The organism is Acinetobacter sp. AKBS16 (assembly GCF_002899995.1).
In the GTDB taxonomy this organism is placed as follows: Bacteria; Pseudomonadota; Gammaproteobacteria; order Pseudomonadales; family Moraxellaceae; genus Acinetobacter; species Acinetobacter baumannii.
This window is the reverse complement of the sequence record NZ_POYH01000034.1, coordinates 43,737-69,490: the sequence shown is the minus strand read 5'-3', so window position 1 is coordinate 69,490 and position 25,754 is coordinate 43,737. Positions and strand designations below refer to the sequence as shown.

Here is a 25,754-nt window from a genome sequence, read left to right as displayed (position 1 = left end):
ATATTGCTGGATACCTTTACGGTTATTGATAATTGGGAAATTACCAATACGGCTACGAGATGTGGTTAACCATGTTTCAGTACGATCTTCAAATAACCAGCTACAAGACATATAGGTACGAACCGGAAAGGTTTTAATGCCTAAATGTGCAGCAAGGCTGAGTGTATTTTTCCATAGATGCGGGTTCATAACACGCAATGGTGCATCAATAATCCCACCATCGAACTCAATGCTATGACTGTCCATTCCCCGGCCAGGAAGTGCTTCAAATATCGTGATTGTATGTCCTGCATCTTTCAGAATTCTTGCTGCTGCAAGTCCTGCCATTCCACTGCCAATAATTGCGATATCCAAAATGATGTCCCATTTTTCGAGAATTTTTTTGATTATCACTCATACCCTAAAAAAACACCGTATTAAAAACTACCAGATTTTTATTTTTTGCATCAATTTATATAGAAAAATTTTAAAAGGTAAGCCCAAAAGTTTTTCATAAAATTTTACAAAAGAGGATGACTGTATAAAAATCTATATTTTTTAAAAATTTAAAAAAATTCTTTTAAATAAAATAAGATAATTTAACTGTATTTATATCATTCGTTTTACAAGTATCATTTTTTGCGGTATCATGGTGGCATAATAATGAGAACTAAATCACACAAAACAATGCCGACACAATAATGATATCCCTCATAAAAACAGAAACTTTACAGCGAAAAAGCCCGCTATTCACACTTGATAGCGGGCTTTTTATTACTTTGCTTTTAAAGATCATTAAGTACAGCTTAGCAATTTATCCTTCTTGCATGATTGAACCGAATTTTCCACGATTAAAATCGTTAATCGCTTCCATAATCTCGGCTTTGGTATTCATGACAAATGGACCATAACCTTCGATTGGCTCATTTAGTGGTTGGCCAGTCAACACCAAGAATTTAGTGTCTTCTTCAGCATTTAAGCTAAACTCAACGCCCTCACGAGATAAAATCGCAACGGTTTTGCCTTCAAGACGGTTTGTATCATTGACCACAACCGCGCCCTCTAGCACAACAACAAGGGTAGTATGCCCTTCAGGTACATACAGGGTATGTTTTTGGCCTTTTACCAATTTACCGTCCCATACATTTAATGGACTAAATGTAGTTGCTGCACCTTTTGCATCTGCATATTCACCTGCGATCACACGCAAATGACTACCGTGCTCGTCTAGTGCAATGTCCGGAATATCTTTAGCTTCAATGGCTTGATATTTTCCAGGGGTCATTTTTGAATGCGAAGGTAAATTTACCCACAATTGCACCATTTCAAAAAGACCGCCATGCTCTGCAAATTCAGGAGAATGGAACTCTTCATGTAACACCCCTGCACCCGCAGTCATCCATTGCACGTCACCGGTTTTAATGGTTCCGCCACCACCACTTGAGTCTTTATGAGTCACTTCACCTTGATAGGCAATAGTAACTGTTTCGAAGCCACGGTGAGGATGTGAACCTACACCTTGTTGTTCAGTGGTTGGTGAGAAGTTATATGGCGCTGCATAATCCAGTAACAAAAATGGGCTTAGGGTTTGGCCTAAACGGTCATAAGAGAACAGGTTATATACAGGGAAACCATCACCAACCCAATGCATGTGGTTATTTTGATATGCACCAAGAAATTTCTTCATCTGATCTCTCCTATATATGTAGGATTTTCTTGAACTGAGATTGATTTTACGCCTCAATAATTGCAGTTTATAGATCAGGATTAGCAACACATTATTGCATTTATGGGACAATCATAAATTTTGATGTTTTGTTTAAGAGATCGTCCTATTTTTAAAATTCTTAATCCTATTTTTTAGACTTAATTACGACAACAAACTCATCTAGCATGATTTTAGGCACTGATGACCTACCCAATAATTTTTGATTATTCAATTTGATAACATGAGGACATAAAAAATGGCTCAAGATTATGTACGCTTAGACAAGGATAATGCTGCGGTTCTTTTAGTTGACCATCAAGCAGGTTTACTTTCTTTAGTTCGAGATATCGATCCGGATAAATTTAAAAACAACGTACTTGCTGTTGCAAATGCAGCAAAATACTTCAATCTTCCAACAATTTTAACAACCAGTTTTGAAACTGGTCCAAACGGTCCTTTAGTTCCTGAGTTAAAAGAAATTCACCCAGATGCACCTTTTATTCCACGTCCAGGCCAAATCAATGCGTGGGACAATGAAGATTTCGTAAAAGCGGTTAAAGCAACTGGTAAAAAACAACTGATTATTGCAGGTGTTGTAACTGAAGTTTGTGTGGCATTCCCTGCACTATCTGCTTTGGCAGAAGGCTTTGAAGTATTCGTGATTACTGATGCTTCTGGTACTTTCAACGAATTAACACGTGATGCAGCTTGGGACCGTATGTCTAAAGCAGGTGCTCAGCTAATGACTTGGTTCGGTATGGCGTGTGAATTACACCGTGACTGGCGTAATGATATTGAAGGTTTGGGCACATTGTTCTCAAATCATATCCCTGACTACCGTAACCTGATTTCAAGTTACAATCACAACACTAGCCAAAAATAAGTTCTACTGCCAAGATTAGAATGCTTAAGCATTCTAATCTTACATTTAAATGGGTTGAACGGACATTGATAAGCTCTTTTGATGATTTTTATTATTTCTATTTGGTCGTGAAACACGGCGGCTTTAGTGCTGCCAGTGAGGCCGAAAATATTAGTAAATCCAAGCTCAGCCGACGCATTATTGACCTTGAAAATAAATTTAATGTCAGCCTGATTCAAAGAACAACCCGCCATTTTAAAGTGACCGATTTAGGTCAAGAGTTTTACGAGGAATGCTGCAAAGTCATTGCTCAAGTTGAATGTGCAGAGAACGTGTTATTAAAGCAAAAAAGTGAGCCTCAAGGTTTGGTAAAAGTAAGCTGCCCGCCTTTAATGATGCATTTTCAAATTAGAAAAATTTTAAATCAGTTTTTAAAAACCTACCCTAAAGTTGAAATATCTCTTGAGCTAACCAGCCGTCGAGTAGATATCTTGCATGATGACATCGACCTTGCGATTCGAACCAATTTTGAACCGAATGAAGATTCAAATTTGATTGTTCGTGATGTGATTAAAACCGATCATTGTCTGGTGGCTTCGCCTGAATTACTGCAAGGTCGTACCATTAAGCATTATTCCGAATTACAGGACTTTCCAAGTATTAGCTTAGGCACACAAAAGCAAAATTATATTTGGCATTTATGCAATATACGTAATGGTGAATCGGTTGATGTGCCTTATCAACCACGAATCAAAAGTAATGATTTGGCTGGCGTTTACTATGCTGTAATGGATGGTCTAGGTATTGCAGATCTTCCTTTTTTAACCGTTGAATCGGAAATTCGTAAAGGAACACTGGTCCATATACTTCCTGACTGGAAGTCGAATATTGGCATGCTACAACTAGTTTATGTGTCTAGAAAAGGCCAACGTCTGGTGGTCGAAAAACTCATTGAAACCCTGATTGAAGAACTCAGACGTTTACCCGAAAGCCATGAAGGATATTTGCCGACTTAAATAAAAAACCGGTCATGAATGGGCATGACCGGTTTTTTTGTGAAACATCACATGCAGTATAACTGCATGTTTTCGTTCAGAACAAAGCGAACTCGCTTTATCCCTTACTCAGATAAGTCTACGCAGAGGTATTTCATTTCGACATATTCTTCGATGCCGAATTTTGAACCTTCACGACCTAGACCTGACTGTTTTACGCCACCAAACGGAGCAACTTCATTTGAAATTGCGCCCGTGTTAATGCCGACCATACCGTACTCAAGTGCCTCACCTACTCGCCATTGACGAGCTGTGCTTTGAGTAAACAAATAAGCAGCTAAACCGAACTCGGTATCGTTCGCCATTGCCACTGCTTCATCTTCAGTTTTAAAGCGGAACAATGGGGCAAGTGGACCAAAAGTTTCTTCTTTAGATACTTTCATGTCTTGCGTTACGCCAGTTAACACAGTCGGTTCAAAGAATGTACCGCCAAGTGCCGAACGTTTACCACCAATACGAACTGTTGCGCCTTTCTCAGTTGCATCTGCAATATGAGACTGAACTTTTGCAATCGCATCTTCATCAATTAAAGGTCCTTGGGTTGAACCTTCTTGACGGCCATCGCCAACTTTAAGCTTAGACACAGCTTCAACCAAACGCTCTGCCAATGCATCGTAAATGCCATCTTGAACATAAATACGGTTAGCGCAGACACAGGTTTGACCGCTGTTACGATATTTACTTGCCATGATGCCCTGAACCGCTTGTTCAAGGTTGGCATCATCAAATACCAATACAGGCGCGTTACCACCCAGTTCAAGCGAAAGCTTTTTAATGGTTGGCGCACATTGTTGCATCAAGATACGGCCCACTTGTGTTGAACCAGTAAAGCTTAACTTACGAACAATATCGCTTTCGCATAGGGTTTTGCCGACTTCAACTGCATCACCACTAATGTTAATTAAAACATCTGCTGGTAAGCCTGCCTGTAACGCCAATACTTCAAGCGCATAGGCGGTTAAAGGCGTTTGCTCTGCCGGTTTAACCAACATTGAACAACCTGCAGCAATGGCTGGACCTGCTTTACGCGTAATCATGGCAGCCGGAAAGTTCCACGGCGTAATTGCAGCTGTAACACCAATCGCTTGTTTAATCACGAGCAGACGTTGGTTTGGCAAGGTAGGTGTTAAGACTTCACCATCGATACGACGCGCTTGCTCGGCAAACCAGCGAATGAATGATGCTGCATAACCAATTTCACCACGTGCTTCTGCCAATGGTTTACCTTGCTCAGCTGTTAAGATTTGAGCCAGATTTTCTTTGTGCTCAAGCATGAGGTTGTACCATGCCAATAGCACATCAGCACGCGCCAAGGCAGTTTGCTTTTTCCAAGCAGCCTGCGCTTTTGCTGAACGGTTAATTGCGGCTTCAACTCCTGCACGGTCATAGGTTTTTATCCATGCCAAAGTTTCACCCGTAGCAGCATCCTTCACCTCGATATAGTCATTTGATGCAGGTGCTTCTAATGAAATATCAGGATGTTTTAATAAATACTGCAAATTATTTTGAATCATGCAGATTGCTCCATTGCTTTTGCACTACCTGCTTTTAGTGTCGCAAAACCTTGTTTCAAGATATCAAGACCTTGACGGAATTGCTCAGCAGGAATGGTTAATGGATATAAGAAACGAATTACATTACCGTATTTACCACAAGTAAGAAGTAACAACCCGTTTTCCATTGCATAGTTTTGTACAACTTTTGCTTGTTCAGCAGTCTCAAGTTCTACTGCAACCATTGAACCCAATGCACGAATATCAGTGACCACGTCACCTGTTGCTTGCTGAATATCTTTAAGCGTAGCAACTAACTCAGCGCCTAATTCATTTGCACGGTCGCATAGGTTTTCTTCTTCAATCGCGGCAATCACGGCATGCGCAGCTGCAACTGCAATCGGGCTACCTGCATAAGTACCGCCTAGACCACCCGGGTTTGGTGCATCCATCACTTCTGCACGGCCCACAACACCCGAAATAGGGAAACCGCCGCCCAAGCTTTTCGCCATCGTGATGAGGTCTGCTTTAGTTTCATAATGGTTCATCGCAAATAACTTACCAGTACGAGCAAAACCAGATTGAACTTCATCAGCGATAAGTAAAATACCGTGCTTATCACAAATTGCGCGTAAACGTTTTAAGAACTCGGCTGGCACCACATTGAAACCGCCTTCGCCTTGTACTGGCTCAAGTACAATTGCTGCTACGTCATGTGGTGCAATATCTTCACTGAAAATATCTTCAACGCTTTCAATCGCCGCATCTACTGAAATACCTTTTGCAGGTACTGGGTAACGTGCGTGGAACACACCCGCTGGCATTACACCGAAATCACGTTTGTAAGGCGCAGTTTTACCTGTCATTGCCATGGTCATGAATGAACGACCGTGGAAACCGTTACCAAACGTGATAATACCGTGACGACCTGTGTAACAACGAGCAATCTTTACTGCATTTTCAACAGCTTCTGCACCTGTTGTGAAAAAAGCTGCCTTCGCAGGACCAGCAATTGGTGCGCGTTCATTAATACGTTCAGCTAAAGCCACATAGCTTTCATAAGGCGTAACTTGATACGCAGTATGCGTAAATTTAGTAAGTTGTTCAGTCACCGCTGCAATGACTTTAGGGTGGCGATGGCCTGTATTTAAAACTGCAATACCACCAGCGAAATCGATAAATTGGTTGCCTTCCTTGTCCCAAATCGTGGCATTTTCAGCTTTTTCCGCATACCACTGACACATCACGCCTACACCACGTGGAGTTGCTTGCTGTTTACGTGCGTTAAGTGCAGAATGTTGAGTATCCATTTGATTCCCTCATATTTTCATCATCAGTTGCAGCTTAGTTTTTTTGCATCCTGTGCTTAATTTTCAGGGTGCTTTACAACGACTGCCTATGCATGTAATTTCGCTCGTCTGATGGCAACTGACGAGAGCCACTTTTTAACTGTAGGAGAGAGCCAATTGCGTAGTTTACTTGGAGATCATTTGCTGCAACGACTCCAACAGGACACTGAAGGGAAACTACATCAACGCCTTTTCCGTTGCCTGCGTGGTGCCATTATTGATGGAGTCATCCAGCCCAAGACTCGTCTACCTGCATCACGCGATTTAGCCAGTGAAATTCATGTTTCGAGAAATACCGTTCTTAGTGCCTACGAACAACTACAGGCCGAAGGCTATTTAGAAGCACGGACAGGACATGGCACATGGGTTGCCGAAAAGTTACCAGAGAGTTTTTTAAATACACAAAACAAGAAAAAAGTAGTTTCTAGCCCAAATGTTCAAAGTTCCTATGCCCTCTCACAACGTGGCTCAAATTTATTAGGATATGCCGCAGCCTCGCCACATCAATGGGGAGCCTTTGTTCCGGGAGCACCCGATGTTACAGAGTTCCCACATCATATTTTTAGTCGTATTCAAGCACGCTTAAGCCGCGAACCGGACATTAACCGCCTGATTTATAGCAACGCAGGTGGATGCATAGAGCTTCGTAGTGCGTTGGCAGATTACTTACGTGTTGCGCGTTCAGTCCAGTGCGATGCAGATCAGATTATTATTACCGAAGGCATTCACCAAGCTATTGATTTAGTCTCACGTGCACTGAGTGATATGGGAGATAAAGTCTGGATTGAAGATCCCGCTTATTGGGGAATGCGTAATACGTTACGGATTAATGGCCTCGATATTCAGCCCATGCCTGTCGATGCTGAAGGCATTATTCCTGAAGAAAATCCGGCAGTACCGCCTAAACTCATTTTTGTCACACCATCACATCAATATCCGCTTGGCTCACATTTAAGCCTTGATCGTCGCAGACAATTGATTCAAATCGCACGTCAGCACAATAGCTGGATTGTAGAAGATGACTATGACAGTGAGTTCCGTTTCTCGGGTCAGCCTTATCCATCTTTGCAAGGCTTAGAAAATAACGCACCTGTTTTATATATGGGCACGTTTAGTAAAACTATTTATCCATCCTTAAGAATTGGCTATTTGGTCGTCCCTAAGCCGCTATTTTCACCGCTACGTATTGTTGCGGCCGAGCTTTATCGTGGTGGGCACTTGCTTGAGCAAAAAGCCCTCGCTGAATTTATACGTGAAGGCCATTATGAAGCGCATATTCGCCGTATGCGCCTGCTCTATGGTAAACGTCGCGATTACTTGGTGAGCTTAATTCAACGCTATCTTGGTCCCGAATTTATTCATGAATATGACGAAGCGGCAGGGTTACATCTGGTTTTAAAACTACCGAACTCTTGCGATGATGTCGCGATTGCAGCCACAGCGCTTGAACGTGGTGTCAAGGTTCGTCCACTGTCTCAGTACTACATGCAGTCGCATGCACATGCAGAGCGCGGACTGCTGATGGGCTTTGCCTGTGTAAATGAAAAAGATATGGTGATGGCTTTTGGCGTCTTGCTTCAATGCTTACGTGAAGCAGGTGTATCCACACTGAATTGATTTTTATCTGAGTAAAATAAAAAAGAGCCTCATTGTGAGGCTCTTTTGGTTTAAAAATTTAAACTAACTTTTCTTCATGGCTATGAGTTAAATGGGTTGCGCGACGGTCTTTACCCCAACCTAGCTTTTCAGACAATAACCCGAAGAACACAATAATGCCGAACAATGCTGTGGTGTAAATCACTTCTTTAAAATAAGTACCTTCAATCAACATGGTAAGAATTGCACCAATAATTGCAAAGATCACCACATAGGTTAGGTAAGGGAACATCCACATTTTAAAGTCAATCTTCACGCCTTCAGCTTCTAATTTTTTACGCATACGAAGCTGAGAATAAGCAATGGTCAGGTACACATATAGTGTTGCTGCACCTGTTGTTAGCATGAAGAAGTCATAAACATTCATACTCTCTGTGGCAGTTAAAATTACCGCAATTACAGAGAAGAAGCATGACACAATCACACCCACCCAAGGACTGCTTTTACTGTTTACAGAACCAAAACTTTTTGGTGCATCACCACGTTTAGATAGCGAGAATAGCATCCGTGAACACGTGTAAAGCGCTGAGTTAAAGCAACTACATACCGATGTTAGAACTACAAAATTTACGATATGGCGCGCGCCCGGAATACCAAGTGCAGACAGAGTTACACTATAAGTACCCCAAGTCGAATCTTTTAAAAGTTCATTGTTGTGAGGAATAAGACATACAGCAACGAACATTGAACCAACGTAGAATAAAATAATACGCCAAACCACCGAGTTTGATGCCTTACGAATTTCTTTAGATGGATTTGCAGACTCTGCTGCTGCTACGGTAACAATTTCAGCGCCAATATAGGCGAACATTACTCCAAGCAAGGCGGTAATCACTGACGAACCGCCATTTGGCATAAAGCCTTGAGAGGTTAAGTTACTTATACCAGATGCAGCCGGATTGCCCCAAGGCCACAAATGCATGATGGCTAAACTACCAATCACAAGGAAAACAACAATCGCGATGACTTTGATGAGCGCAAACCAGAACTCGAATTCACCATAGTTCTTGACGTTTTGTAAATTGACAACAACCAGTGCGACAATAACGACGGTCATATAAACCCAGATCGGAATAAACGGGAACCAGTTATTTAAAATTTTTCCTGCTACATAAGCTTCCCAGCCCATGAGCATCGCCAGCGTGCACCAGTACAACCAACCAATTGAAAACCCTGCCCAACGGCCAATCGCACGGTCTGCATAAGTTGAAAAAGAGCCACTGTCGGGATTTAAAACGGCCATCTCGCCTAACATACGCATGATGAACCAAACGAGTAGGCCACCTAAAGCATAAGTTAGAAAAACTACAGGGCCGGTGTTGTAGATAATACTGCCTGAGCCAACAAAGAGAGAGCCACCAATAACCCCTGCAATCGAGATCATGGTTAAGTGGCGTGATTTAAGTCCATGTTTTAAACTTTGGGAGTGATTGGCTTCAGAACCATTTTGATGAGCTGCCATATCATTTTCCTTAATATATGGAGGATATCGGCTAGTCTCGGAAATCCTCCGAAGCCAAAAAATATCCCCTAAAAATTTAGCCGTTCTGCCCAATTCCTAAAACAGAAAATTCACTGAGCTTATCCGGCGCTTCCGTATGCATACTTCCAATGGCTTTAATTTGTCGTTTCGGCACTCAAGAAACGAGAGCCATTTTTGTAATAAAAGAGAGAGCCAATTGCAAAATTTATACGCAAAATTGGCCCTTTTTGTAGAAGATGCTGGTAAATGGCTTTTTGTTTTTATTTTAATCAGATTGAATTTCTTTAGTTTTGTTCAGAAATTAATAACGCTTTTGTGCCAGTTTCCAAAGCTCTAAATATATGTTTTTGATCGGCTGGATAACAAATATAGTCTCCAACACCCAGCTCAACCGCCTCATCAATTAAACCCACTAAAGCTCGCCCCTCCACTACAATAATATGTTCTACAGAACCAACTGGATGTGGTTCTGAAAGTCGATCTTCGCCCGGTTCAACAATCAATAAATACACATCTCGGCGCGCATGGGGTGGACAGGTCGCCAACAAAATTGCTTTGTAATTGGCAATCTCCGAACTCACCGTTGGCCCATCACCACAGCGAATGACTTGTACTTGATTGCTCGGTTCTTCCATCAAACGTGCAAATGGAATATTGAGTGCAACACAAAGTGCCCACAAGGTTTCAATACTTGGATTACCTTGCCCTGCCTCTAATTGAGAAAGTGTAGATTTGGCAACACCTGCACGGCGCGCAACCTCTGCCAATGAAAGCCCTGCTCTTTGGCGTTCACGCGTTAAACCTTTGGCAATAATTTCAATTGGCTGAGACATTCATTCTATCCGTTCTATAAAAAAAACGATCGTTCGTTTTGACAAAACAATCAGACTTATTCATTATAATGGAAAATCGTTCGTTATATCATGACATGACTACATACGCTCTTATTAGAAAACTTAGTAAAGATACTACTCGCTCGATTTTCTTTGTGTGCTTAGCAACGAGTGTCGTTGGTATGTCTTTAGGTTCACTCGCCGCAAGTTATGGCTTAGCACTCTGGATCCCACTTTGCCTATCCATATTTGTGCTCGCGGGAACTGCTGAATTTATTTTTATTGGATTCTTGGCGGTAGGTGGTAGCCCGATTGCGGCTGCAATTGCAGGACTACTCGTCAATTTAAGACATCTACCTTTTGGCATTGCGGTCAATGAACTGATTCGAGGCAAATTCTCTCAATATTTTGGGTCTCATATCATGAACGATGAAAGTGTTTTGTTTGGTATGGCACAGCCTGATTTCGACACCAAAAAGGCTGCTTACTGGCTATGTGGTATAGGCATCATGCTCAGTTGGCCGCTCGGTGTCACTGTAGGTTATTTTATTGGGAGTGCTATTCCAGACCCTAAAACATTTGGCTTAGATGCGATTTTCCCAGCTATTTTAATTGCTCTTACTTTTTCTGCTTTAAAGAATAAGGTGACTCGAAAAGCTGCATTTGCCGGATCAGCTTTAGCGTTGATAACCACACCCTTTTTAGCCGCAGGACTTCCAATCCTGATTTCACTTTTTGGCTTGATATGGGGTAGAAAAAAATGAGTCAACAGTTACTGATTATTGTAGGGATAGCTCTACTCGCACTGGGTACGTACAGTATCCGTTTTGCTGGTTTCCACTTAGGTGCCAAGTTTTCATTTTCTGAAAAATACCAAGTTTTACTCTCAAACGGCGCAACCGTTTTGCTCTGTGCCATTGCTGTGACCACTACATTTTTTGAAGGTCACCATTTCGCAGGTTTCGCACGTATATTTGGGGTGGGTTTAGCACTTTTCTTAGTTTGGAAAAAAGCACCGCTTTTATTAGTGATTTGTCTGGCAGCGGCTGGCACAGCACTGGTACGTTTACTTGGAATTGAATAATAAAAAAGGCGAGATAAACTCGCCTTTTTGAAACTTTGATTAGAACGGTAAATCGTCGTCTAAATCAGCTGGTGCAGATGCTGGTTGTTGTGGCGCTTTAGGAGCGAAACCACCACCTTGCGGGCTATTGCCACCATTACCGAAACCACCTTGGCCACCATAACCACCATTGTTTTGGCCGTAGCCACCACCTTGGTTGTTATTTTGATAGCCGCCACCTTGTTGAGGCGCGTTAAAACGTGGTTGGTTAAAATCATTACCGCCAGCAAAACCTTGTTCACCTTGTTGACGAGCATCTAACATTTGCATCTGGTCGCCACGGATTTCTGTAGTGTAACGTTCTTGACCATTTTGGTCTGTCCACTGACGTGTACGTAATGAACCTTCGATATAAACCTTAGAACCTTTACGTAAAAACTGCTGAGCAATTTCCCCTAAACGGTTATGCAAAACAATACGGTGCCATTCTGTTTGTTCTTTACGTTCACCTGTATTTTTATCGGTCCAAACTTCACTTGTTGCGATAGAAAACTGGGTCAACGAGCCCCCATTTGGAAAAGTTTTTGTTTCAGGATCACGACCCAAAGTACCAACCAAAATAACCTTATTTACACCACGCATTAGCTGTCTTCATCCTATACATTTCTATGTTTTACTTTATAAGAGTTATGCTTAAATGGCTACCTCTTTACCGAACAACTGCGTTAAATCACGTCGCGAAGCGTCATCAAGAGACTGTTTATCGACTTTAATATAAGCAACTTGCTGGTCAGGCATCACCACAACTTCTTCGATACCACGAATTGCCAATAGTTGTGTGGTCCACTCATTCACCTGTTGCACTTGCGGCAATGGCAGCACAATAGATGACAAATACCGCGGCTGAGCTAAACCAAAACTAATTAGCAGCCATATTATAGCAATCCCTGCTAAGACACTCCATCCAATCGTATTATGTAACATCAATAATTGACCACCTAGTGTGCCACCAAAAAAGGCACCTAAGAACTGGCTACTGGCATTTACCCCCATAGCGGTGGCTTTCGACTGGATTGGAGCGGATTTTGACAGCCAAGAAGGTAATAAAGCCTCCATGACATTAAAGGCAATAAAGAAAATTCCTAAGCCAGCGAGTAATACATATTTTGATTGATAACCAAATATAAGAAGAAGCAAACCTGCAATAATGCCTGTAATTGCTGTTAAGAAAATGCCGCGCATTTTGCGATATTTTTCAGCGATGATAATGCTAGGAAATGCAAAAAACAGACTAATAACCAAGAGTGGCAAATACACCAAACCGTGGCTCGCCAAAGGAATATGCGCAAACTCAATAAGCTGTGACGGCACATAAATAAACATGGCAGTCAGCAATAAATGCAATGCAAAAACCGAAACGTGTAAACGGTTTAAATCACCCATTTGAATGACTTGTTTAAGCTGTGCCATGTAGCCTTGCTGATAATTACGATGGTGACGAGTAACTTTAGGCACCAGCAATAACATCGCAATCGCGATCAAACCCATGATGGTTGTCACAAAGAACAAACCAGAAATACCTACAAGGCTTGTGAGCCAAGGCCCAAGACTAAAAGCGACTACAAAAGATAGGCCAATACTCATGCCCATGGCAGCCATGGCTTTAGTACGCTGCTCTTCACGCGTCACATCGGCTAAAAGCGCCATGACTACTGCCGAAACTGCACCCGCCCCAGCGATAGCACGGCCAATAATTACGCCATAAATGGTGTCAGATAATCCGGCAATTGCACCACCAATAGCAAAGAGCAATAGACCAAAGACCACAAGCGGTTTACGGCTAAAACGGTCAGCAAGTAAGCTAAATGGAATTTGTAAAATGGCCTGACTTAAACCATAAATACCTACAGCCAAACCAATGAGTGCTGGAGTCGCATATTGATATGACTGCCCAACTACAGAAAAGACAGGAATAATCATGAACAAGCCCAACATGCGTAGTGCAAAAATACTACTTAAGGCAAAAGTTGAGCGACGTTCCAAAGCATTCATCATATCAATACACGTTATCAAACTAAGTAAATTATAAGCCGATTCGTTTCTAAAAATACGGGACACCTTATTTAAAATAACGATTTGGGCTTAAAAAAATAAAGAGGCGTTTAGCCTCTTTAGTTTATCGAAGTTTGCTGAAAATTAGCTTAAGGCGACTGTTGCTCGCGCTTCGAATATTGAATTGAAGCGATAACCGCCCAAACAATGAACGCTACACCAATTAAACCTGTAACAACTTCCGGTACATGCACGCCTGTACCACTTGCAATCATAATGAATGCTAAAGCACCGATCGCATAATGCGCGCCATGTTCCAAGAACACATAGGCATCTAGTGTGCCTTTTTCTACAAGATAAACTGTCATTGAACGGACAAAAATAGCGCCAATTGCAAGACCGAGCATAATCACGACAACGTCGCTAGTAATCGCAAATGCACCAATTACACCATCAAAACTAAATGATGCGTCTAACACTTCAAGATATAAGAAACCACCTAAACCGGCTTTTACAACACCAGAAGCGGCGCCTGTTCCATCTTGTAATACAGCATTACCATTTTCATCAATTTCAGGCTCACCACCTAACAAATGACTGAGCACTTCAACGCCAATGTAAACCACAATGCCCCAAATACCGGCCATAGTTACAGCTAAACGTTGATGGTCATCGACATAACCTGCCATCACGATTAAAGCAATCAAAGCAAGAAATACAGACATTGCCGGTACGCTTGCCAAGCTTGCAAGTTTAGATTCAAGCCATCTAAACCAATGCGTTTCTTTTTCGTCATCAAAGAAGAAGTTTAAGAAAACCAATAATAGGAATGTTCCACCAAAAGCCGAAATTTCAGCGTGATGTGCCATTAAACGTTCAGAGTAGGTTTTCGGATCATTAAGTGCCATTTTGGCTACTTCAATAACACCCATATCAGCAGTCACTGCAACAATCACGACTGGGAAAATCAGACGCATACCAAAAACGGCGATTAAAATACCTACCGTTAAAAAGATCATTTTCCAGAACGGGTCCCAATTACGTAGAACCGATGCATTCACGACCGCATTGTCAAAAGATAAAGAAACTTCCATCACAGCTAAAATCGCGGTAATGGTTAAAGCTTTAAGCATGGTTGACACGCCCGCTTCAGGTCCATGGGTAAAACCCCAGTAAGCGGATAGTGCTAAACACACCACCGTAAAAAATATCGAAAATCGGAAATGCTTCATGGATCAGACCTATACCAAGAACTAAATTTAATCTTTCTTAAAACCGCGGCTATTATATCGATAATTAACCACAAAACGATGTTGTTTTGTGCCGTTATTCACTTTACTTTATCTCACTGTTTAATAAAGAAATTTATAATATTTCATTAACTTATTAATCGTATTAAATATTTTCTTGCGATATATCTATCATTATTATTTTTGTATTTTAAAATTGATTTAAAATCGGGTTTAGCTGTCTTATTTTAAATGGAATGTTTTTATGCTTTTTTCTCAAGAACTCTGGCAACGTAATTTAAATTTATATCAAAAAATTCTCGACCTGCCTTTTAATCAGGAACTTGCTAACGGTACTTTAGATAAAGAAGCTTTTTGTCATTATGTTATTCAAGATGCTCAATATTTAGTGGCCTATGGCCGTGTGCTGGCTGTTGCAGCAGCTAAAGCTTTTGATGCTGACGATATTATGCAGTTTTCAGATGCAGCTAAAATTGCAATTGTGGTCGAGCGCAGTTTGCATGACGACTTTATGAAAAACTTTGGGGTAACTAAAGAAGAATTTAAAAATACCCCATTGACCTTGGCAGGCCATCATTACACTTCATTTTTGACAGCAACTGCTTGGTCTGAAAGCTACCCTGTTGTACTTGCGGCTCTATTACCTTGCTTCTGGATTTATGCCGAAGTCGGTAAAGACATTGTGAGTAAGTCTGTCCCGAACAATCCTTATCAGGCATGGATTGATACCTACGCAGGTGAAGAATTCCATACCGCCGTTCGTAATGTGATTGCGACGGTAGATAAAGTTGCCGCACGTTGTGATGCAGATACTTTAGAGAAAATGCATGCAGCCTATACCATGGGTGCAAAACTTGAATGGTTATTTTGGGATAGTGCCTACCATCAAAGACAATGGTTAGGTTTAGATCAGATCTAAATCAAGATGAGCTCTGACCATTTACTTCGTTAAATGGTCAGTCTTTAATTTAACTTTGAAACAATTGCCAGCCGTAAATCAAACCTGCCGCAGCCACAACCCAGCATAGCGTTGCGACTCCTAGACAAGACCACATTGACATACGCGTTGCCAGCACATAAACAGCAGCTAAATAAATGGCATAAGGAATCAGTGACCATAGACCAAATAAAGCCGTTTTCTGTAATGCTTCGGCTCCTTTTTGCTGATAGACAATCACATGAGCAATTAAAGCGAAGGTTGGAAAAAGCGGAACTAAACCCGCAATATAAAATGCCTTACTTTTCGATAAAATCGAAATAATGAGGACAACCCCGGCCCCCAACATACACTTTAAAAATAACGCCCACATGCGCTGTTCCTATCTGGTCATTTCCATTTCAAAACGCTGTATTTTGCGCTTTTTAAAGAAAATTAACAGCGACTAAAGCAATCAATGCCGGAACCGCCTGAATATAAATAATCTTTTTACTGGCAGTTAGACCACCATAAATACCAGCAATCAGTACACAGCCTAAAAAGAAGTTGGCAATTGATATTGCAAATGGTGCATCAGCCAATAAAGACCAAAATAAACCTGCTGCTAAAAAGCCATTATAAAGACCTTGGTTCTGTGCCATGACTTTGGTGAGTTTTGCTTTTTCTGCATTATTTCCAAAGGCTTTCATGCCATAAGGTTTGTCCCACAAAAACATCTCTAACACTAAAATATAGACATGTAATATTGCGATAAGCGCAATCAATATTTGTCCGATCATACAATTTTCCTTTTTATTTTAAAGATATGAAAAAAGATCAGTCTCTCGACTGATCTTTTAGTGTTTTACGGCTTTAATAATACTTTGCCTTGACGAGCGCCTTGCGTTGCTCTTTGAGCGGCAGTTTTAATCTCATCAAAACTAAAAACACCTTCTACAGGCAAGATTAATTTTTTCTGAGTCGCTAATGTTAGCAGCTCAACGATCAGTTCCTTTTTACGAGCTGCTGGCATTTCTTTATTAACCACACTCGCCCAGAAACCTTTTACTGTCGCTTGTTTGAAAATTAGATCACCCGATGAAATCTGCATGGTTTCGCCAGTCATACTACCGAACGAAACGAGCAAGCTATTTTCACTGAGTAAGTGCAGCATTTCGCCACTTGCGGTTCCACCAATCGAGTCCACACCGGCAATAAGAGGTTGGTCACCGTGAATCTGTTTAACTTGCTCTCTCCAGTTAGGCTGATCAGTTGCCACAACATGTTGAATGCCTAATGCCTGCATCTCAGCAATTGCATCACTACGACGAACCAGATTAATCACAGGTAAACCACGTGCCTGCGCAATCATGGCAACTGTTTTACCGACTGCACCATTCGCCGTATTTTGAATGAGCCATTGACCCGGCTGAACGTTAACAAAGTCGAGTAGCATGAGTGCACTAATTGGCATACCAATCAGCTGCGCTGCTGTTTCATCATCAATTTCATTATTGAGTGGAATAATCCCTTGCGCTGGCGCAATAAAGTATTCAGCCCAACTGCCATGTACAGCCGCAACGGCAATACGTTGCCCTACCTGTACATGTTCAACACCTTCACCCAACGCATCTACAATACCAACTGCCTCACTGCCACCAATCGCAGGTAAGGTTGGTTTATAGCCATAACTTCCTCGTACTGTCCATACATCATGATTATGGATCGGAGACATGATGGTTTTAATACGCACTTCGCCTGCTTTTGGTTCAGGCTTTGGCATATCCGCCTGCTCTAAAACGTCTACAGGTTCGCCAAAATTACGATGGATAATACTTCGCATGCTTTATTCCTCTATCGGTTTTAAGAGTTGTTGGGTGGTTTCTAAGGCTAGATGTAGATGTGCTTTGTCTTGCGACAATTTTGTGAGTAAAGCAGCACCTAACCATAACTGATACATGACTTGCGCAGTTTTCAAAGGTTCAATATGTTTTGGAATTGATCCTTCTTGTTGCCCTTCTTTGATTAGTAAAGCCAAACGTTGGGTTAGTTTGTGCACACCGTCATTGAGAATTTGACGCATATCTTCTGATAAGTCCGAAACCTCGGCTGCCAATTTCACAATCAAGCAGTTTTCAGCCCAGCTACCATGTACCGGATCATCAATCCACGCCTGCCATAAAGCCATTAAACGGGCATGGGCACTTTGCTCACTGTGCTGCCAAAGCTGTTCCATACGGACTTTATAATTGGCCATGTATTGCTCGAGCAACGCACAGCCAAACGCCTCTTTTGAAGCAAAGTAGTGATAGAACGAACCTTTAGGTACGTCACAAGCCTTTAAAATTTCTTGCAAACCAACACCGACAAAACCTTTATGTAGTACCAGTTCAAAACTGGTATCTAAAATGTGTTGTCGTGTAGTTTCGCTTTTATTTAATCGTTTCATGCATTCATCATAAACAACTATTAGACCAGTCGTCTAGCAAAATTATGTTGCTGGTTAAAATTTGCTTAGAGTAGAAATGTAGAATGAGGAATGTTAAAAATACAACCTGCTTAATTAAACAAATTTTGTCGTTTGTCGTTTAACCGTCACAATTTGTCGCTTTAAATCATTTTATACCACTTGAACAATTTTAAATCGTTATCATATATAGGGTCTGTTGTTTATAACCAGTCACACCTCCCTGCGGCTGATCACTCAACACCTAAATTTTCATCAATACACAATTGAGATGTTTTATGAGCCAAAGTCATATCCGTATTCGAGGCGCACGCACCCATAACTTAAAAAATGTGTCACTCGATATTCCACGCGACAAATTTGTGGTAATTACGGGGCTATCAGGTTCAGGAAAATCTTCTCTTGCCTTTGATACCTTGTATGCCGAAGGACAGCGCCGTTATGTCGAATCACTTTCGGCCTATGCCCGTCAGTTTTTATCGCAAATGGAAAAACCTGAAGTTGACTCGATTGAAGGTTTATCGCCAGCCATTGCAATTGAGCAAAAGTCTACTAGCCATAACCCACGTTCAACGGTTGGTACGATTACCGAAATTTATGACTATTTGCGTCTGCTTTATGCACGTGTCGGTACGCCTTATTGCCCTGAACACGACTTACCTATGGTTGCGCAAACTGTTTCTGAAATGGTCGATGCGGTAAAAAACCTTGAGGAAGGCACTGCACTCATGTTGCTTGCCCCTGTTGTTCGTGAGCGTAAAGGTGAATACAGCAACTTATTCGAACAACTACAAGGTCAAGGTTTTGTTCGTGCCCGTGTTGATGGCGAAATCATTGATATTGATACACCACCGGAACTCGACAAAAAGAAAAAACATACCATTGAAGTCGTTGTTGACCGCTTTAAAGTACGTGATGACTTAGGCAACCGTATTGCTGAATCATTTGAGACTGCACTACGTTTAGGTGGTGATATTGCTGTTTTATCATGGATGAATGGCGAACACCCTGATCGCGTTTTTTCTGCAAAACACTCATGCCCTGAATGTGATCGCGCAGTCGCAGAGCTTGAGCCACGTTTATTTTCATTTAACAACCCGTTCGGTGCGTGCCCTGTCTGTGATGGCTTAGGTACACGTAGCCATTTCAGTCCTGAAAAACTCATTCCCAACCCTGAGCTCGCAATTAGTGAAGGTGCTATTCGTGGTTGGGATCGTCAACGTCCTTATTACTATTCAATGCTGCAAAAAGTTGCCGACCATTTTGGTTTTCAACTTGATATACCTTGGAATCAGTTAGATAAAGACACGCAAAAGAAATTCTTACAAGGTACTGGCAAAGAAAAAATCGATTTAAGTTATATCGATGAACGTGGCCGTAAACATACACGCGTGCAACCTTTTGAAGGAATTTTGCCACACCTTGAGCGTCGCTATCGTGAAACTGAAAGTAACTATGTACGAGACGATTTAGCTCAATATCTCTCTAATGCAGCGTGTGATGCATGTGGCGGTTCACGTCTCAATGAAATTTCACGTCATGTGCGTGTAAAAGACAAAACGATTGCCGACATTACCCGCATGTCGATTGGAGATGCCGAAAGTTACTATCAAGGTATAAACCTTGAAGGTGCCAAAGGTGAAATTGCAGATAAAATCTTTAAAGAGATTCGTGAGCGTTTACATTTCTTGGTGAGTGTTGGCCTGAACTATTTAAGTCTGGCTCGTTCTGCCGAAACACTATCGGGTGGTGAAGCCCAGCGTATCCGTCTAGCTTCGCAAATTGGTGCAGGTTTGATGGGTGTCATGTATGTACTCGATGAACCATCAATTGGTCTCCATCAACGTGATAATGACCGTTTATTACAAACGCTAATTCGCTTACGTGATTTGGGCAATACGGTACTAGTCGTTGAACATGATGAAGATGCAATCCGTGCAGCTGACCATATTATTGATATCGGCCCTGGTGCTGGTGTGCATGGTGGCGTTGTCATTGCTGAAGGTACGTATGATGAGCTGGCTAAACATGCCGACTCGCTTACAGGTCAATATCTTTCAGGCAAACTCAAAATTGAAGTGCCAAAACAGCGAACTCAACCACCTAAACCTGAAGAAAAAATTAAACTTTCAGGTGCAGCGGGTCATAACTTAAAAAATGTCGATTTAACCATCCCACTTGGCATTATGACCTGTGTGACTGGTGTTTCAGGTTCAGGTAAATCAACACTGATTAACCGTACGTTACTCCCACTGGCTGCAACACAGCTCAACGGTGCAACGACCTTAACAGCTGAAAAGTTCGACTCGATTGATGGTCTACAACATCTGGACAAAGTCGTTGATATTGATCAAAGTCCAATTGGACGTACTCCACGTTCTAACCCTGCAACGTATACAGGGTTATTTACGCCAATTCGTGAGTTATTTGCTCAAACACCAGAAGCGAAAGCTCGTGGTTATAGTGCGGGTCGTTTCTCGTTTAACGTAAAAGGCGGACGTTGCGAAGCGTGTGAAGGCGACGGTATGATCAAAGTCGCAATGCACTTCTTACCAGACATGTATGTACCTTGCGATGCATGTCATGGCAAACGTTATAACCGCGAAACACTTGAAGTCGGTTATAAAGGCAAAAACATTTCTGATGTTTTAGAAATGACGGTTGAAGATGCTGCTGAGTTCTTTAGTGCTATTCCAGTTATTCACCGCCGCTTAGAAACCTTAACTCAGGTTGGCTTAGGCTATATTCGTTTAGGTCAGGCGGCTACTACTTTATCTGGTGGTGAAGCACAGCGTGTCAAACTGGCTCGTGAGTTAGCGAAACGTGATACGGGTAAAACGCTTTATATCTTGGATGAACCAACAACAGGTCTGCATTTTCATGATATTGCCAAGTTACTCGATATTTTACATGAGCTACGCAACAAGGGTAATACCATTGTGGTAATTGAACATAACCTTGATGTCATTAAAACAGCAGACTGGGTTGTCGACTTAGGCCCAGAGGGTGGTTCGGGCGGTGGTATGATCATTGCCGAAGGTACACCTGAACAAGTGGCTGAGGTTGAAATTTCCCATACGGGTCGTTTCTTGAAACCGATGTTGAAGTGATTTTCTACTCCTTTTCTTCTAATTTCATTCTTTAATGGATGAGGTTAGAAGAAAATGGATAATCAATTATTTAAAAAGTTTAAGTCTTTGTCATTAAATGATTTTCAATAATATCCTGCATATATCTTTTATTAAATTCTGATTCCTGACCAATTTTCTGTAGAACCCTTATAATTATTGAATCTATAGAATCATCTTCTCTGGTTATTAAATATAATCTTTTTAAATACTGTATCAGGCTATCATCCCCCTCTATAAAAAAAGGTTCCTTATAAATTTCTTCAGTCAAATATTTAAACCATTCATCAAATGAAAATTTTCGCAACAGATCCTTATCATTTTCACTCTCAAAATTACCCCACTTTAAAAAATAAGATGCAATATTACTTAAAGTTTTTTCTTCAACATAATCTTTAGCTAAATCATCAATATACTCATAAAAAATATTACTTTCATATCCCCATAATTGCCGCTCTTTATTTGCTTGGGCAATCGCTCTTGTTAAGTCTGAGTGAATATAACTTATAATTCCTGCTTTAAATTTCTCAGCTTTCTCTTCGATTGGTAGATATTTACGTAGAATTTCATACATAAATGCAGAATTGCGAAATCCCTCTATTCCTAAATATTTAGGTTCTAAAGACGCAATATACTCTAGATCTTTTTCATTCAATTCCAAATTATGTCTTTTTTCAAAAATTCTCCAAATCTTATTACGTACATTTTGATTTTCCTCAGATATTAATTCTGAGTTAGCTAACTTACTCAATTCACTAAAGTTAATTACATCTCTCTGCTCGAACCATTTTTTAAATTCGATAAGCCACTCATCCTCACGATTGAATGAGTAAGATATATTTTGTAATTTTCCATAAATTTTTTTCTTTATAGGGCTCCAAGCTTCTCTCTCCTTTTCGGTAACATATTTACAATCATCCCAACTATATTCAAAGTTTGGAAAATCTTGAATTAAGTAACCTTGTAAAATCCGAATTAAGATAATTTCTTTTGTTGAATAGGCAATATCTTTTGTTAGCTCAGTAAGAAAGTGTCGAAATAATTTAATCACTTTTTGAAAAAAACGAAAATTATGAATTTCTAATTTTTCAGAAAAATCAATCATTAGGTTAATTAATTTCTCATCGATACCTTTAGTATTCTCCCGAATCAAAGGTTCAACAGAGTTTAAGATTATTGTTTCATCAACTAACTTCTCTTTGTAATCACCATATTTATTCTTATTTTCGGCCTCTGTTTTATCTTCATCTAAAATTAGAATAATTTGACAATTTTTTTCTAATTTTAGATAGTTTGCCAAGCCCATAACATCTTTAATATCTAGCTTATTAGACATACGTTCAAAGTCATCAAAGCAAATGATGGCATCTTTGACTTGTGCAAACATTAAACTATCAATCAACTTAACTGGCGCATTGATTCCTAATTGTGTAATACGAGTATCTTTAAAAATTGAAGGTAGACTTTTAATCCATTTAGGAATTTCTATTGATGAGTGATAACTTTCTATATTGCTATAAATTTGAGTTTTGAGATCGCTTAAAGATTCTAATCCAAAGAGTGATACATAAGCATATTTCCGATTGAATACATTATCTTTTTTATAAACTCGTTCATCAGATAATTGTTTATCTAAAAAATTTCTCCAAAAAAAAGTTTTACCAATGCCCCAAGATCCTGTAATTGCAATTACAGCACCAATTTTTTCATTCTTTATATTATTTTCTAATAATTCTTTTAATCTTTTTTCTTTATCTAATACATTCATAATTCAATATATTTCAATCCAATAAACTCTAATAAAACATAAATAATTTGATTTTTCAAAATAAGGTTTACAAAGGTTTAAAACTATCCCTCTACTACATTCCGTCCCCGAGCTTTAGCTCTTAAGAGTGAACGATCAGCGTTCTCTAATAACTCCATCCAGCTTGTCGCTCCAATCGCAAACCCAATACTGACCGATACATGCAATTTTTCTTGTGTACCAGATAGATCAATTTCCTCTAAAGAAATTGCAATACGAATTTTTTCGGCCAAGAGACGTGCATCTAAAAACTGCACCTGTTCTAACAAAATTAAAAACTCATCACCACCATAACGAACAATTAAATCAGAAGCCCGTACATTTGCTTTTAATTGATCTGCAATACGCCGAATCACTTGGTCACCCACAATATGACCATATTGATCATTCACGTGTTTAAAGCGATCAATATCAATAATCATCAAACAAGTTTGAGAAAATTTTTGAGGGTAACTCTCAACAATTTTTAAATACTCAGATAAAGCCAAACGATTGGATACACCCGTTAATGGATCTGTATTGGCAATATTTTTAAGCTGGAATTCAAAAGCATCTCGCTGCTTGAGCATCCTTTGTAAACGATCAATAGCTTCAAACAACGAAATAAATTCGCCTTTTTTAGGTTTCAACTCATCTATTGGGTAATCTGTGCTATGAGATAAATCAAGAATTAAGGTACGGGCCTGAATAAGAGGCTCAAACACCCTTCTCTTTGCATAAATTAGTGTAAGTAACGCTGCTGCTAAGGATATGCTTGAAATGAGTAAAGTAAGGAAAAACTTCTTTTTTGCTAAATAGTTTTCTTGAGATGCAATCAAGACGCTTTTATTAAGTAAAAACTTTTGCAAATCAATAACCGTGGTAAATTTATCAACGATTTGGTCTGTCAGTTCTGTTCCATTTAAATGATAGGCTTGGTGCTTTTGGCTTTCATCTAAAAGCTGACCCACAATAGGTACGCCTTTATCTAAAAATTCAGTTTTAACCCTTGAGTAAAGGCGATGATATTCCGGAGTTTTAGCTTGCTCTGACTGTAGTGTGTCTACAAGTGCCCATAAGTAGCGTGCTTGCTGCTGAGTCTGCAAAGACCGCGCCCTATTATCATTAGGTATGGTTTCTTTAAAGGTCACAGGCGCAATAACATTAGATGCGGTACGACCAGCTTGATCCCGCATATCGGTCAACACCACAATCAAAGTAAAGTAATTGTTAATTTGGCTATCTTTACTTTTTAACTGTAGCATCAAATTTTGTAAAACTTCTCGGCAGCTATCCCAAGCTCCAAACATAGCCAAAATTGCATTATCGAATTGTATAGAGCTTCTCGCTTGTTCAGGAGTTGCAACATAATAGTCAACTACAGCGCGAGCCTGTTTTAAATCATCTCTAAATTTAGTATCTAAAGTATTTGCTAAATCGGTATAACCTTCTTCTTTTAAAATATGAATAGTTTCATTAAGTTGGCGATCAACAGAAAGGCGATATTCTTTTAAGTTTTTTTGATTTTTTGAAAAATCGGCAGCGTTACTCGACATTAATTTATTTGCGGGCGCACGTTCTTTAGAGACTTTATTTGCAACTTCAGCAATTGATCTTAAGCTTTTAATTTCAACCAAAGCCTGTTTAGTTTTTAAGTACTCTTGATAACTGCTGACAATAAGCGGAACCGCCATAAACAGTAAGGACAAAATAATGACCAACATGAAGAAAAACAGTCGATTACTGATATGTTCTGAACGTAATCCTGACATTTCTAGCTGGTACTCCGTAAATGTCCTACCATGATCACTACTATAGAATGAAGTAATTAATCCGCATCCTAGCACTTTACTGAACAGAAGTTCAGCAACAAAGTTCGATTAACGCAATATACGCTTTCATCTTTTCTATTTCTTAAAAATTTGATCGAAAGAGCAAATGATGGCTATAGCAAAACTCCATTTTACAGATGATGTAAATTTCGCAATCCTATAATTAGCTTCTTTTTCCTCTTGGATGTTTCTCCCAGCATCCTAAACCCAGCCCTCAGCTGGGTTCTTTTTTATACACACTCAATAGAAGAAATTTCATGTATTTTTTTAATAAATATTAATGTTTTCTTATAGATAAAAAAAAGCTCAACCTTGGGGAAAGCTGAGCTCGTAAAGTCTGATGTGATAACACATCGTATCTGGGAAAGCACTTCCAACTCTAAAAATGTTAGATAGTGAACTTTGCAATTGAATTGTGTGACTTATCTCTAATTTTGTAAAGTTGATTAAATTGATCAGAATTAATTTTTTAATCGTTTTTTTAGTTTAAAAACATATTTTCTTTGCTTTATTCAATTATATAATAATTCAAAATAGATAGATTATTTAGATGAACTTATCAAAATAGTGTTAACTATTACTCAAAATACAGCAAAATTGAAAAAAGAATAATGTTTGAGTGGCTATTTATTAAACAAGTCGACAAATATATTAACGTTAAAACCGATTAATAAAATCGCTTTTTTCAATTGTAAATGTAATTATTTTTAAACTATTTAGTGTCAATTCCCTATGAAACTTAAGGTTTAGACTCTTGTTAATGTTCATTTTTTTAGCAGGTTGACATAATACACTTCAATTGTTGTTTTTTTAACCATTTTTAACATAAGTGTCAAATTTCC

The 25,754-nt window shown here is 39.9% G+C and carries 22 protein-coding genes; 7 read left to right on the top strand and 15 right to left on the bottom strand.

What is annotated here, in order from left to right; all coding sequences use genetic code 11:
• The coding region (locus C1642_RS05555) for an NAD(P)-binding protein (RefSeq protein ID WP_213064255.1) at positions 1-354 on the bottom strand (354 nt) is incomplete at its 3' end.
• Positions 355-793: 439 nt separating this feature from the next.
• Positions 794-1,666 carry a pirin family protein gene (locus C1642_RS05550; RefSeq protein WP_000713965.1) on the bottom strand — a complete coding sequence of 291 codons (873 nt, stop codon included), beginning with the start codon at positions 1,664-1,666 and terminating at the stop codon, positions 794-796.
• Positions 1,667-1,943: 277 nt separating this feature from the next.
• On the opposite strand from C1642_RS05550, the gene ycaC reads away from it, so the two are divergent.
• Positions 1,944-2,570, top strand: coding sequence for an isochorismate family cysteine hydrolase YcaC (gene ycaC, locus C1642_RS05545; protein ID WP_000046156.1), 627 nt, complete (start codon positions 1,944-1,946; stop codon positions 2,568-2,570).
• Positions 2,571-2,590: 20 nt separating this feature from the next.
• Entirely contained in the window at positions 2,591-3,565 is a 975-nt protein-coding gene (locus tag C1642_RS05540; RefSeq protein ID WP_000912188.1) for a LysR substrate-binding domain-containing protein, read from the top strand.
• Between the two features lie 104 nt (positions 3,566-3,669).
• On the opposite strand, the gene C1642_RS05535 is transcribed toward C1642_RS05540, so the two are convergent.
• Both C1642_RS05535 and gabT read right to left on the bottom strand, forming a co-directional pair.
• Positions 3,670-5,118 carry an NAD-dependent succinate-semialdehyde dehydrogenase gene (locus tag C1642_RS05535; RefSeq protein WP_103236030.1) on the bottom strand — a complete coding sequence of 483 codons (1,449 nt, stop codon included), beginning with the start codon at positions 5,116-5,118 and terminating at the stop codon, positions 3,670-3,672.
• The gene (gene gabT / locus C1642_RS05530) at positions 5,115-6,407 is read right to left on the bottom strand and encodes a 4-aminobutyrate--2-oxoglutarate transaminase (RefSeq protein ID WP_103236029.1); all 1,293 of its coding nucleotides are present in this window, start codon (positions 6,405-6,407) and stop codon (positions 5,115-5,117) included. The genes C1642_RS05535 and gabT overlap by 4 nt, the downstream gene beginning before the upstream one ends.
• 156 nt (positions 6,408-6,563) lie before the next feature.
• Between gabT and C1642_RS05525 the strand changes: the two genes are divergently transcribed.
• Positions 6,564-8,063 (top strand): PLP-dependent aminotransferase family protein, encoded by a 1,500-nt coding sequence (locus C1642_RS05525; RefSeq protein WP_213064254.1) that lies wholly within the window; start codon positions 6,564-6,566, stop codon positions 8,061-8,063.
• Positions 8,064-8,121: 58 nt separating this feature from the next.
• Here C1642_RS05525 and C1642_RS05520 read toward each other — a convergent pair whose 3' ends face one another.
• Both C1642_RS05520 and C1642_RS05515 read right to left on the bottom strand, forming a co-directional pair.
• A complete protein-coding gene (locus C1642_RS05520) occupies positions 8,122-9,564 on the bottom strand; it encodes an amino acid permease (RefSeq protein WP_000718864.1) in 1,443 nt (480 codons plus the stop codon).
• 305 nt (positions 9,565-9,869) lie between these two features.
• On the bottom strand, positions 9,870-10,418 hold the full coding sequence (locus tag C1642_RS05515; protein ID WP_000081859.1) for a helix-turn-helix domain-containing protein: 549 nt from the start codon (positions 10,416-10,418) through the stop codon (positions 9,870-9,872).
• 68 nt (positions 10,419-10,486) lie between these two features.
• On the opposite strand from C1642_RS05515, the gene C1642_RS05510 reads away from it, so the two are divergent.
• Complete coding sequence (locus C1642_RS05510) at positions 10,487-11,182, top strand: AzlC family ABC transporter permease (RefSeq protein ID WP_103236027.1); 696 nt, start codon at positions 10,487-10,489, stop codon at positions 11,180-11,182.
• Positions 11,179-11,502: an AzlD domain-containing protein gene (locus tag C1642_RS05505; protein ID WP_000082712.1), complete on the top strand. Its 324-nt coding sequence runs from the start codon at positions 11,179-11,181 to the stop codon at positions 11,500-11,502. Before C1642_RS05510 ends, C1642_RS05505 begins: the two co-directional genes overlap by 4 nt.
• Before the next feature lie 39 nt (positions 11,503-11,541).
• Here the strand turns inward: C1642_RS05505 and ssb are convergent, their stop codons facing one another.
• The 3 genes from ssb to C1642_RS05490 all read right to left on the bottom strand — a co-directional run bounded on the left by ssb (position 11,542) and on the right by C1642_RS05490 (position 14,765).
• Complete coding sequence (ssb, locus tag C1642_RS05500) at positions 11,542-12,123, bottom strand: single-stranded DNA-binding protein (RefSeq protein ID WP_001215080.1); 582 nt, start codon at positions 12,121-12,123, stop codon at positions 11,542-11,544.
• 51 nt (positions 12,124-12,174) lie between these two features.
• On the bottom strand, positions 12,175-13,536 hold the full coding sequence (locus tag C1642_RS05495; RefSeq protein WP_103236026.1) for an MFS transporter: 1,362 nt from the start codon (positions 13,534-13,536) through the stop codon (positions 12,175-12,177).
• Between the two features lie 146 nt (positions 13,537-13,682).
• Positions 13,683-14,765: a DUF475 domain-containing protein gene (locus C1642_RS05490; protein WP_004833586.1), complete on the bottom strand. Its 1,083-nt coding sequence runs from the start codon at positions 14,763-14,765 to the stop codon at positions 13,683-13,685.
• Between the two features lie 262 nt (positions 14,766-15,027).
• Between C1642_RS05490 and tenA the strand changes: the two genes are divergently transcribed.
• The gene (gene tenA / locus C1642_RS05485) at positions 15,028-15,702 is read left to right on the top strand and encodes a thiaminase II (protein ID WP_000899418.1); all 675 of its coding nucleotides are present in this window, start codon (positions 15,028-15,030) and stop codon (positions 15,700-15,702) included.
• 49 nt (positions 15,703-15,751) lie between these two features.
• Here tenA and C1642_RS05480 read toward each other — a convergent pair whose 3' ends face one another.
• The 4 genes from C1642_RS05480 to C1642_RS05465 form a co-directional block, all read right to left on the bottom strand.
• Positions 15,752-16,093: a GlpM family protein gene (locus tag C1642_RS05480; protein ID WP_000263329.1), complete on the bottom strand. Its 342-nt coding sequence runs from the start codon at positions 16,091-16,093 to the stop codon at positions 15,752-15,754.
• A gap of 52 nt (positions 16,094-16,145) precedes the next feature.
• Positions 16,146-16,499, bottom strand: coding sequence for a DUF1304 domain-containing protein (locus tag C1642_RS05475; RefSeq protein ID WP_000580163.1), 354 nt, complete (start codon positions 16,497-16,499; stop codon positions 16,146-16,148).
• Positions 16,500-16,564: 65 nt separating this feature from the next.
• Positions 16,565-17,542, bottom strand: coding sequence for a zinc-binding dehydrogenase (locus C1642_RS05470; protein ID WP_103236025.1), 978 nt, complete (start codon positions 17,540-17,542; stop codon positions 16,565-16,567).
• A gap of 3 nt (positions 17,543-17,545) precedes the next feature.
• Positions 17,546-18,148: a TetR/AcrR family transcriptional regulator gene (locus tag C1642_RS05465; RefSeq protein ID WP_000826318.1), complete on the bottom strand. Its 603-nt coding sequence runs from the start codon at positions 18,146-18,148 to the stop codon at positions 17,546-17,548.
• Positions 18,149-18,444: 296 nt separating this feature from the next.
• Between C1642_RS05465 and uvrA the strand changes: the two genes are divergently transcribed.
• Positions 18,445-21,276, top strand: coding sequence for an excinuclease ABC subunit UvrA (gene uvrA / locus C1642_RS05460; RefSeq protein ID WP_031961479.1), 2,832 nt, complete (start codon positions 18,445-18,447; stop codon positions 21,274-21,276).
• A 79-nt stretch (positions 21,277-21,355) separates the two neighbouring features.
• Here uvrA and C1642_RS05455 read toward each other — a convergent pair whose 3' ends face one another.
• The gene (locus C1642_RS05455) at positions 21,356-23,062 is read right to left on the bottom strand and encodes a hypothetical protein (RefSeq protein WP_031961480.1); all 1,707 of its coding nucleotides are present in this window, start codon (positions 23,060-23,062) and stop codon (positions 21,356-21,358) included.
• Between the two features lie 83 nt (positions 23,063-23,145).
• Entirely contained in the window at positions 23,146-24,852 is a 1,707-nt protein-coding gene (locus C1642_RS05450) for a GGDEF domain-containing protein (protein WP_000016119.1), read from the bottom strand.
• Positions 24,853-25,754 lie beyond the last annotated feature (902 nt).